The following is a 10,620-nucleotide window of genomic DNA, read 5'->3' as shown; positions in this document are numbered from 1 at the left end:
CGCGTTGTTCGATCTCTTCAACAAAATCAATAAAGCCAACTTTCCCTCATGGGTCGTAAAATCCAATCTCCAAAAGAAGAACAGTTGAAGCAAAGCGATCGCCTTCATCCCTAAAACCCATTTTGTGGGCGTTGGAGAATGCGTAATGTTACTGGTGACATTGTTTGCCTCGGCGCAAACCATTTTTTTTCAAGCGAGACGATTGGCATTTTGGACACTGCATTGCTTTGCCTTGGCTTGTGACATTTTGATTCTACAGCATTATGCACACACCAACGCCGAGTATTTTTTCTTAACAAGTTCAAGTTTAAAATACCATCATTAATCTCCAACGGGAAATCTTGCTGAAATTATCGTCAATTTGAAATACCGCAAAAATTGTTTTATTGTAAAGAATAACTCAATATTCCCAACCCAGCGATGGATAGCCTCAAACTGCACCGCATTCCCGGTATAACCCAACTTTGGGAACGTCTCCAAACCCTCCCCAAACCCAAAACCGAAGAATCCATCAGTTTGAGAGTCTTGGTGCAGGTTTTAGTCATCATTGGGATTGTTGCGACAGATATTGCTGCCGATACTACCATGAGTGCTTGGGCAATTCCCCTCAGTTTGACAGGAGGTGCTTATAGTTGGTATCGGCGCAAGAAACGCAATATCGCGATGAAATTTATCATTGCCATGGGAATGCTGGGAACTTTGGTGTATTTTTTTGGTAACTTACTGAACAACTTAAACGATACTCGCCTTGTCCTTGCTGAACTTTTGATCCAGTTGCAAGTTCTGCATAGCTTCGATCTGCCGCGCCGCAAAGATTTGGGCTATTCAATGATTATTGGTTTAATTCTCTTGGGGGTGGCAGGAACTTTAAGTGAAACCTTAGCCTTCGCTCCTTTTCCTGTCTTATTTTTAACGATCGCCCTCCCGGTCCTCGTCTTAGATTATCGCTCTCGCCTTGGTTTTGACCAAATCCCAAGGCAGAGAGGAGAAGAAAAGCCAGAGAAACAACCCCAAAAATTACCCTTTTCCCTCACCCGTCTGGTTTCTTTTTTGGCGATCGTGATGGCGATCGGCTTGCTTATTTTTGCACTGATGCCGCGCTTTCCAGGCTATCAACTGCAAACATTTCCCGTTACCTCTTCCATTGAATTTGAAAACGAACGATTTAACGACATTAATCGGAGAATTTTTAATCCTGGAGTGAGAAATGGACAAGAAGGAGAAAACGGAGAAGCAACAGGAGAAGGAGAAAACGGAGAAGCAATAGGAGATGATTCCCTTTATTACGGGTTTCAGTCGCAAATCGATCAAAGTCTAAACAATAGCAGTTTTTCGATCTCAAAAGTGGTTTTGCGAGTGCGATCGCAAGCCCCAGGATTTTGGCGCGTGTTAGCCTTCGATCGCTACACGGGGAAAGGATGGGAGATTTCCCGCGATGATAAACTCTTAACCATTAGTCGTCCCCCTTGGAGTTATCGTTTTTTTCTCACTCCTTCTCCTGCGGGGGAAACGCGATCGATTATTCAAACCTATACCGTCGTCGATCGCCTTCCCAACCTCTTACCGGCTTTATATCAAGCCCGGTCCGTATATTTTCCGACCCCAGAAGTCGCCCTCGATCCCGAAGGCAGTATTCGCGTCCCCGTAACATTAGGGGAAGATTTAACTTATACTGTGGTTTCCGATGTTCCCAGCCGCGATCGCGCTCAACTCGGGCAAGCCTCAACGAAGTATCCCCAAACAATTCGCAAATACTATCTTCAAATTCCCCCCGAAAGTCGCGACAAAATTCGCCAGCAAGCAGAAAAACTACTCTCTAAAGCAACAAAACCGATTACAAACCCCTACGAAAAGGCACTGTTTCTCGCTCAAGCACTAAAACAAAGTTATAGCGTTGTCCCCACCTTCCAACTCGAAGAAGGGGAAGATTTAGTGGAAACCTTCCTCTTTAAATATCAAGGCGGATATCCCGATCATTTTGCCACAGTTTTAACAGTGATGTTACGTTCTCTCGATATTCCCAGTCGTTTAAGTGTGGGTTTTGCCACGGGTCAATTTAATCCCTTTACCGGATTTTACTTGGTTCGCAATACCGATGCCTATGCCCTCACAGAAGTGTACTTTCCCGATCGCGGCTGGTTTTCCTTCGATCCCCTTCCCGGTCACGAGATTGTTCCTCCTTCCTGGGAAGAAAACGCCACCTTCGGCGTTTTGCGGCAATTTTGGCATTGGGTTGCGGGTTGGCTCCCTTCTCCTGTCACCAGCTTTCTCAGTTATATCGTCACTAAAGTGATTGAAGCGATCGCCTGGGTCGCAATGAGAATCTGGCTGTTTGTCTCCAGTAGCGCCATCGGCTTCTTTAGCGGTTTAATTGGCGCGATCGCCTTCGCCTTCCTCAGTTGGTTAACTGCATTGCGAGTGCGATCGTGGTATCGGTGGCGCAATTTGGCTAAATTACCGCCCATGGAACGACTTTACCAACAAATGTTACAAGTTTTGGCAGCCAAGGGTTACAACAAAAATCCCGCACAAACTCCTTTAGAATACGCCGCCACAATGCGAGAACAACTTCAACAAGGAACAGCCGAGATTATCATAGAAATATCTCGCGCTTATGTGCAATGGCGTTATGGCGAACAAAATCCAAATATGCAGTATTTACGCCAACGTTATCGCAATCTCTGGCAAAAATCCTCAAATTCTCGCCATTGATGATTGATAATGGTGCGAACTACTGCGATCGCCTTTGACTGACTGATAAAATGAGAGGAAGCGCGATCGAGGGAATCATTGTTCAGATGCAGGGGAATACAGATGACTCAAATCACCACCACATCCATTAACCTCAAGGAATTCCTCCAACTCCCCGAAACAACTCCCCCTCGGGAATTTATTCAAGGGAATATTCTCCCCAAACCCATGCCTCAAGGACAACACAGCCGGATTCAGCAAAAACTGATTGGCGAGATTAATCGGGTTGCGGAAGGAGATCGCATTGCCCTTGCCTTACCCGAATTGCGTTGCACTTTCGGCGGACAGTCTACTGTACCCGATATTGCCATTTTTACTTGGGGGCGTTTACCCATCCTCGCGAATGGCAACCTCGCTAACACCTTTACCACAGCCCCAGATTGGACGATTGAAATTCTCAGCCCCCAACAACCCGCTACCCGCGTCACTCGCAATATTTTTCATTGTCTGAAACACGGTACGCAACTCGGTTGGCTCATCGATCCAGGCGAACAGTTAATCTTGACATATAAAAACGACTGCGCCCCTGGATTGTTTGAAGGAGATTCAAGCCAGCAATTACCGGTACCGAATTGGCTTCTCGATTTATCTCTGACCCCAACTCAGATTTTTGGTTGGTTACAGGTAGCCGATCGCGCATAGAACGATTAAGCTATAATCTTCTAGAAGCGCTAGAAAACAATGTCAATTGTCCAATTCTAATAAAGAGTCAAGTTGTTTGCGAATTGAGCGATCAAAATCATAAATTTCAGATCGTGTATTCATGGATATATGAATTACCTTGATTGCGTGAGTTTAAATCTGATTCAAGTTGAAATGATAAGGAGTTCGGACGCAACTTTATACACGCACAGATGTTAAAGCAATACGCGATCGCCTCTGACTGACTGGTAAAATTAGGAGAAGCGCGATCGCGGGAATCATCATTCAGATAATGAAAAAATACACCTCTTTTATAAAAAAACAATTAATATATCTCACAATAATTAATTGTTTTTTGATTTTCCTTGCAACATTTATACCCTCCTCAGCTTTAGCACTCTCACTTCCTTCTCATCAAGTTGTTTGTAAGCCGCAGATCGATCCAGCAAAACCTCAATATATTGTAGCCTACGGTAGCTTGATGGCTAAAGCCTCTCGAAATTCAACGATCTCAGAAACCCAAGCAACACCGATTTGGATTGATGGTTTTGAAAGAGGTTGGTTCTATCGCAGTAGTGTATATTCCCACACTGCACCGATGACTTATTTAGGGGCGATCGCCCAGCCTAATGCTCACTTTAATGCGATATTGGTTCGGATAGGAGTTTCCGTTAAACGCGGGATAGAAAACCTCGATCGCCGAGAAACAAACTATTGTCGTCAAAGAGTAAAACGCGATCGCATAAAACCTTGGTGGGGTGCCGTTCAACTGGGCGAACCCGATGCCCAAATCTGGATTTATTACGTTCAAAAACCTCAGCCGCCTAATGTGCAGTATCCCATCTTCCAGAGCTATCTTGATATTACCCTAAGCGGTGCGATCGAGATAGACCCAACATCTGAATTTGGCCAGCAGTTTATTCAAACAACAACTTATTGGTCTAGCTTTTGGGTCAACGATCGCCCCCAACCCGAACGAGCGATCGAAACACCTATTCCTAGGATTCAAATCGATCGAATTCTAGGGACAACCGCGCCAACCAATCGATATATCTTATCTCGATCGAAACGCCGATTGTCTTATTTTTAGAATTGACTTTGCTCGAGCAGATACTCTAAGAATGTTTGCGCGATCGTAGAAAGTTGTTTGCTGCTGAGATAAGCAACATACCAATAGCGTTCGATGGGAAATTCGCGCACATCTAAAATGGCTAATTCTGATTCTAACTCCTTAGCAAAAAGAGAATGTTGGGAGAGAACAGAAATCCCCAACCCTCCCGCGATCGCGTGCTTAATTGCCTCATTACTGCCCAACTCTAACCGCACTCGTACAGCAACTTTATGCTTATTCAATAACTCTTGTATTGCCCGTCTCGTACCCGATCCCGCCTCGCGAGAAATAAAAGATTCTCCATTCAACTCCTGAATCGAAATATTGTGTTTCTCAGCAAGAGGATGATCGGACTTCGCCACCACCACCAAAGGATTTTCTAAAATTTTGTGTATCTCTAAATTAATATCCTTGGGAGGATTGCTGAGAATATATAAATCATCTTCATTATCCGTCATGCGTTGAATTAACTGTTGATGATTGATCACCTGCAAGGAAATATCAATTTCTGGATAAGTTGCACAAAAAGAACCCAATAATCTCGGCACAAAATACTTAGTCGTCGTTACCGCAGCCAAACGTAACTTTCCTTGCTTCATCCCCTTAAAATCCGCAACCTGCATCTCGAAATTTTCTAGGCGATCGAAAATATCCCGACAAGTCCCAAGTAACGCTTCTCCCACCTCAGTTAAATAGAGTTGTTTGCCAATTTGCTCAAATAACGGTAATTCTAGAATGTTAGCCAAATGCTTCACCTGACTCGATACCGTTGGCTGAGTGATGTTTAACTCATCTGCTGCCTTCGTAAAGCTACGGTGTCGCGCTACCGTCGCAAAAACCCTTAATTGGTGTAGTGTTGCCTGCATGGATGACCTCCCGTAAGTCAATCTTAAAAATTAGATTAAATTTTCTGAATTAAAAATTTAGTTTTGTTGCGCGATCGCTGTTACCCTAATCATAGACTAAAATCAATGATTTTTAAGAATCCATAGTTTTCAATCAATAAAATGTCCACCTTAAGGATTACCAACCAAATTCATTTCCGCAATGTGCGGGGCGACCTCTTCGGCGGACTCACCGCCGCCATTATTTCTCTACCCATGGCCTTAGCCTTCGGGGTTGCCTCTGGAGCCGGTCCCGAGGCGGGACTGTGGGGAGCCGTTTGCGTCGGCTTCTTTGCCGCCCTTTTTGGTGGCACTCCCACCCTCATATCTGAACCCACAGGGCCGATGACCGTGGTAATGACCGCCGTGGTTGCTGCCATGCAAGCCGGCAACCCCGAACACGGCTTGGCCATGGCTTTTACCGTGGTGATGCTGGCGGGAATTTTTCAAATTATTTTTGGGGCATTGCGGTTGGGGAAATATATTACCCTCATGCCCTATACGGTCATTTCCGGGTTTATGTCGGGGATCGGGTTAATCCTGATTATTTTGCAAATTTCCCCGTTTCTGGGACAAGCTAACCCCAAAGGAGGAGTATTAGGAGTCGTTACGGCGCTTCCCGAGTTATTGGCCAAGGCAAATCCCATCGAAACCATTTTGGGGATTTTGACCGTGGCGCTGATTTTCTTCACTCCTGCTCGCATCAAAAAATTCTGTCCGCCGCAATTATTGGCTTTAGTTGTGGGTACCATCGTCTCCCTCGTTTTCTTTCAAAATGTGGAAATTCGCCGCATTGGGGAAATTGCCATGGGACTGCCTACCCTACAAATCCCTTTCTTTACCATTGACCAGCTCACCCTCATGTTTATTGATGGTGTAGTTTTAGGGATGTTAGGATGTATTGACTCGCTGTTAACCGCAGTTATTGCTGATAGTTTGACCCAAACGCAACATGACTCTGATAAAGAATTAATCGGTCAAGGAATTGGTAATATTGTTTCCGGTTTATGCGGCGGTTTACCCGGTGCAGGGGCAACAATGGGCACCGTTGTTAACATTCAAACCGGAGGACGTACAGCATTATCGGGATTGACTCGTGCGGGGATTTTATTTGTCGCTGTCATGGGAGCCGGTACTTTAACGCGTCAAATTCCCCTGGCTGTTTTAGCGGGTATTGCTTTAAAAGTTGGTATCGATATTATTGATTGGAAATTCCTGCGCCGCGCTCATAAATTATCCATCCGCGCTGCTGCCATCATGTATGGGGTGATGCTCTTAACGGTCTTTGTTGACTTAATTATGGCAGTTGGTTTAGGTGTTTTTGTGGCTAATATGCTGACAATTAAACGCTTGGCAGATATTCAAGCCGATCGCGTTAAAGCGATCGATTCTCCCACGGGAGAAGTCCTCGAAAATCCCGAAGCACAAGCGTTATTGAGAGCCGCAAAAGGCAAAATCTTGTTACTGCACCTGGGAGGCCCGATGAGCTTTGGAGCAGCCAAAGCGATTACCCAAAGGCAATCCATTCTCGATAATTATGAAATGCTTTTGCTCGATTTAACCGATGTTCCTTTGTTGGGTGTAACGGCAACTCTTGCCTTAGAAAAAACCGTCGATTCTGCCTACGAAAAATCTTTAGAAGTTTTTGTGGTGGGAGCAGAAGGCAAAGTTCAAACCCGCTTGCAACGGTTTAATATTTTGGATCGAATTCCTCGGGAAAATCTGGTTGCTACGCGAGTCGAAGCCTTGCGAATTGCTTTAGCAAAATTGGAAGTTACCCATCCCAATTTGGCGGATCACATTCACACACAAACACTCAATCCTGTAGATTCTGAAAAATCTGAAACTCCGGAAGTTGAGCCTTTGGATTCTGAAGAACCTAAAGAACCTAAAGAACCGGCGATCGCCGAGACAAGCAAGGAATAAGAAATACAGCAAAAAACAACTCCTAAAGCCAAACAATAAGCTCATAAAATAGGGTTTATTGTTTGGTTTTTAGTTATTATAGCGCAAATCGGTTAAAATCATTGAATTCTCCCCTCTTTTTCCAGCGCTAAACCTATGGAAAACCTCACGAGTCTCATTGCCAATACCCCCCTTATCGCTTATACGGTTCTCCTGTTAATTATATTTATCATTCCACCAATTTTTGAGGGTTTGCGACTGCCTGGATTAGTGGGACTTTTGGTGGCAGGAATTGCGATCGGGCCGAGTGGCTTAAACTTGATTAATACCGACATGGAGATCGTGCAGTTGCTTTCAGATGCAGGCAAAATCTATCTCATGTTTGTCGCCGGATTGGAAATCGATCTCAGTGAATTTCGTAAAACGAAGGATCGATCGCTGAGTTTTGGCTTGGCCACTTTTTTATTCCCGATGATTATCGGTACCCTAGTAGGTCATGCTTTGGGATTGGGTTGGAATGCGTCAATTCTCATCGGTTCTTTGCTGGCTTCTCATACGCTTTTGGCCTATCCTATTGTCGAACGTTTGGGGGTCGCCCGCAGTCAAGCCGTAACCGTAACAATTGGCGCAACAATTTTTACGGATATTGCCGCACTTTTGGTTTTAGCGATTTGTGTTTCTATCCATCAAGGAGCATTTTCTCCCGCTTTTCTCTTTCTACAATTAGGCTCATTAGCCATTTATTCCCTGGTGGTTTTATTTGGATTTAGTTGGGCGGGAAAAGAATATTTTCGACGTAGCGGAGACGATTTTAATAATCAATTTCTTTTCATTTTACTGGTAGTTTTCTTGGCTTCCGTCGGCGCACAACTGATTAATATTGATAAAATTGTAGGGGCATTTTTGGTGGGTTTGGCTGTTAACGATGTGGTGGGTCACAGTCCCGTTGAAGAAAGAGTGGAGTTTGTGGGGGCAACATTATTTATTCCTTTTTTCTTCTTAGATATTGGCTTGATTTTAGATATCCCCACATTTGTCAATACTCTAACAACGGAATTGGTAACGACTGTGGCGATCGTCGGGGGATTATTCCTTGGTAAATTCCTTGCTGCCTTGACCATGAAATGGCTCTATCGCTATAGTTGGTATGAAACTCTAACGATGTGGTCTTTATCTTTACCTCAAGTTGCAGCCACTTTAGCGGCGGCTTTGGTGGGGGTAGAGGCGGGATTGATTTCTGAGTTAATTTTTAATACGGTTATTGTCTTAATGTTGGTGACGGCAATTCTCGGACCGATTTTAACGGCAAGATTTGCTCGTAATTTACCGTTACCTGAATTCAAACCGGAAGAAGAAATCGAGACGAATTTCCCATTGCCCATTTGGTTAGATCCGACCCATCCTTTTACGGTTTTGGTTCCTCTAGCTAATCCTTTCACAAAAGGATACTTAATTGAGATGGGCGCTTTGCTGGCAGGCCATGAAAACGGCAAACTCATCGCCCTTTCAATTGCCAAAGCCTATTCTCACTTAGATGACCCAGAAGTTTCTCGCTCCATGGAACGCTGCGATCGCCTTTTATCCCAAGCGATGGAAATTAGCAAAATGTTCGCCGTGGAAGCAATACCGGAAGTTCGCATCGATGATGAGATTTCCGCAGGCATTGTCCGCAGCGCCAGGGAACACAATGCCAGTTTAATTATTATGGGTTGGGGAAAAACAACGCGGTTGCAGGCGCGGCTATTTGGCAATTTACTCGATCGCGTTTTGTGGTCTGCTCATTGTCCCGTGGCGGCGATCCGCTTGTTGGATGAACCTGTGGATATTCATCGCATTCTCATTCCTGTGAAAGATTTAATGCCCCAAACCTTACAAGCCGTGCGTTTTGCCCGTTTATTTGCCGATAGCAATCAAGGTGAGATTACTTTTCTGCATATTTGCGATCGCCAAACGCCACCAGAACAAGTGAATTTATTTGTCTCCCAATTATCGGAATTTTTAGAGGAAACCACACCTCAAATTCCTTTTACGATTCAAACCTCTCGCCATGAAGATATTGCCGAACTGATCCTGAAAACATCGCGATCCTTCGATCTGGTGGTACTGCGATCGATCCGCCGTCGCACCGTAGGCGGTTTAACTGTCAGCGACACGACAACAAGGGTGATTTCTAAGTTAAATTGTTCTCTCGTGTTAATTGGCGAACCTTCTTCACTTTAGTCATAGTATTTTAGTGATATTAGGTTGGGTTTTTTATCTCAACCCAACCTAATAATTATTTCAACATCAAGGCGACTTGTTTCGCAAAATAAGTGAGAATTAAATCTGCTCCTGCTCGTTTCATACTGGTTAAGGTTTCCAGGACAATCTTTTTCTCATCAATCCATCCTTTTTGTGCGGCGGCTTTAATCATGGCATATTCTCCACTCACATTATAAGCAGCAACAGGAACATCACTATATTCTTTGACCCGGCGAATGATGTCCATATAAGCCAAAGCCGGTTTAACCATGACAATATCCGCCCCTTCTTCAATATCTAACTCGACTTCCTTCATGGCTTCATCGGTATTCCCTGGGTCCATTTGATAGGTTTTTTTATCGCCAAATTTAGGGGCTGATTCTAACGCATCCCGGAAGGGTCCATAATAAGCTGAAGCGTATTTAGCAGAATACGCGATAATGCCCACATCAGTATATCCCGCGTCATCTAAACCGGCTCGAATTGCACCGATACGACCGTCCATCATATCCGATGGCGCGACCATATCCGCCCCTGCTTCTGCTTGGGAAACCGACATTTTCACTAAAACTGCAACGGTTTCATCGTTGAGAATCACCCCATCTTCTACAATGCCATCGTGACCGTAGGAAGAAAAGGGATCGAGGGCGACATCGGTAATGACAACAATTTCGGGAACCTCTTTTTTGATGGTGCGAATGCTGCGCTGTACCAAACCTTCTGGATTATAACCTTCTGTACCTTGGTTATCCTTCTTCTCATCTGCAACGAGGGGAAACAGGGCGATCGCATTAATCCCCAAGTTATACGCATCAGCCACCTCTTTAACCAATAAATCGAGGGTATAGCGATAACAATCTGGCATAGAAACGATTTCTTCTTTCTTATCTTCCCCTTCCATGACAAATACGGGGTAAATCAAATCGTTAACTGTCAGTTGCGTTTCTTGTACCATACGCCGTAATGCAGCCATGCGACGCAGGCGACGGGGACGCTGAACGAGGTCGAGGGGGTTTGAGGTAGAATTTGCTGAAGGCATATAACTTTGAGACGAGCAAGGGTTCGTTAAATTATGGTAGAGAGGAA

At 44.6% G+C, this 10,620-nt stretch carries 9 protein-coding genes; 5 read left to right on the top strand and 4 right to left on the bottom strand.

From position 1 onward, the window contains the following. Positions 1-183, bottom strand: a 183-nt coding sequence (locus tag VB714_RS17060; RefSeq protein ID WP_323225841.1) for a hypothetical protein, incomplete at its 3' end; no start/stop codon positions are given. Positions 184-420: 237 nt separating this feature from the next. On the opposite strand from VB714_RS17060, the gene VB714_RS17055 reads away from it, so the two are divergent. Both VB714_RS17055 and VB714_RS17050 read left to right on the top strand, forming a co-directional pair. Then, positions 421-2,712 (top strand): DUF3488 and DUF4129 domain-containing transglutaminase family protein, encoded by a 2,292-nt coding sequence (locus VB714_RS17055; protein WP_323225840.1) that lies wholly within the window; start codon positions 421-423, stop codon positions 2,710-2,712. Between the two features lie 102 nt (positions 2,713-2,814). Then, on the top strand, positions 2,815-3,393 hold the full coding sequence (locus tag VB714_RS17050) for a Uma2 family endonuclease (protein WP_323225839.1): 579 nt from the start codon (positions 2,815-2,817) through the stop codon (positions 3,391-3,393). A gap of 106 nt (positions 3,394-3,499) precedes the next feature. Here the strand turns inward: VB714_RS17050 and VB714_RS17045 are convergent, their stop codons facing one another. Continuing rightward, positions 3,500-3,718, bottom strand: a complete 219-nt coding sequence (locus VB714_RS17045) for a hypothetical protein (RefSeq protein ID WP_323225838.1) — start codon at positions 3,716-3,718, stop codon at positions 3,500-3,502. A gap of 30 nt (positions 3,719-3,748) precedes the next feature. On the opposite strand from VB714_RS17045, the gene VB714_RS17040 reads away from it, so the two are divergent. Next, the gene (locus VB714_RS17040) at positions 3,749-4,483 is read left to right on the top strand and encodes a hypothetical protein (protein ID WP_323225837.1); all 735 of its coding nucleotides are present in this window, start codon (positions 3,749-3,751) and stop codon (positions 4,481-4,483) included. Here the strand turns inward: VB714_RS17040 and VB714_RS17035 are convergent. Then, positions 4,480-5,370 (bottom strand): LysR family transcriptional regulator, encoded by an 891-nt coding sequence (locus VB714_RS17035; RefSeq protein WP_323225836.1) that lies wholly within the window; start codon positions 5,368-5,370, stop codon positions 4,480-4,482. The two genes, VB714_RS17040 and VB714_RS17035, sit on opposite strands and share 4 nt — an antisense overlap. Positions 5,371-5,511: 141 nt before the next feature. Here VB714_RS17035 and VB714_RS17030 point away from each other — a divergent pair, with 141 nt between their 5' ends. Together VB714_RS17030 and VB714_RS17025 are read left to right on the top strand one after the other, a co-directional pair. Then, on the top strand, positions 5,512-7,314 hold the full coding sequence (locus tag VB714_RS17030; RefSeq protein ID WP_323225835.1) for a SulP family inorganic anion transporter: 1,803 nt from the start codon (positions 5,512-5,514) through the stop codon (positions 7,312-7,314). 135 nt (positions 7,315-7,449) lie between these two features. Further along, entirely contained in the window at positions 7,450-9,513 is a 2,064-nt protein-coding gene (locus VB714_RS17025) for a cation:proton antiporter (RefSeq protein ID WP_323225834.1), read from the top strand. Between the two features lie 55 nt (positions 9,514-9,568). On the opposite strand, the gene hemB is transcribed toward VB714_RS17025, so the two are convergent. Then, a complete protein-coding gene (gene hemB, locus VB714_RS17020; RefSeq protein ID WP_323225833.1) occupies positions 9,569-10,573 on the bottom strand; it encodes a porphobilinogen synthase in 1,005 nt (334 codons plus the stop codon). Positions 10,574-10,620 lie beyond the last annotated feature (47 nt).

Origin of the sequence: Spirulina sp. 06S082 (assembly GCF_034932145.1) — a bacterium.
Classification (GTDB): Bacteria; Cyanobacteriota; Cyanobacteriia; order Cyanobacteriales; family Spirulinaceae; genus CCY15215.
The sequence above is the reverse complement of the archived record's forward strand: the minus strand, read 5'-3'. Positions and strand labels throughout refer to the sequence as shown.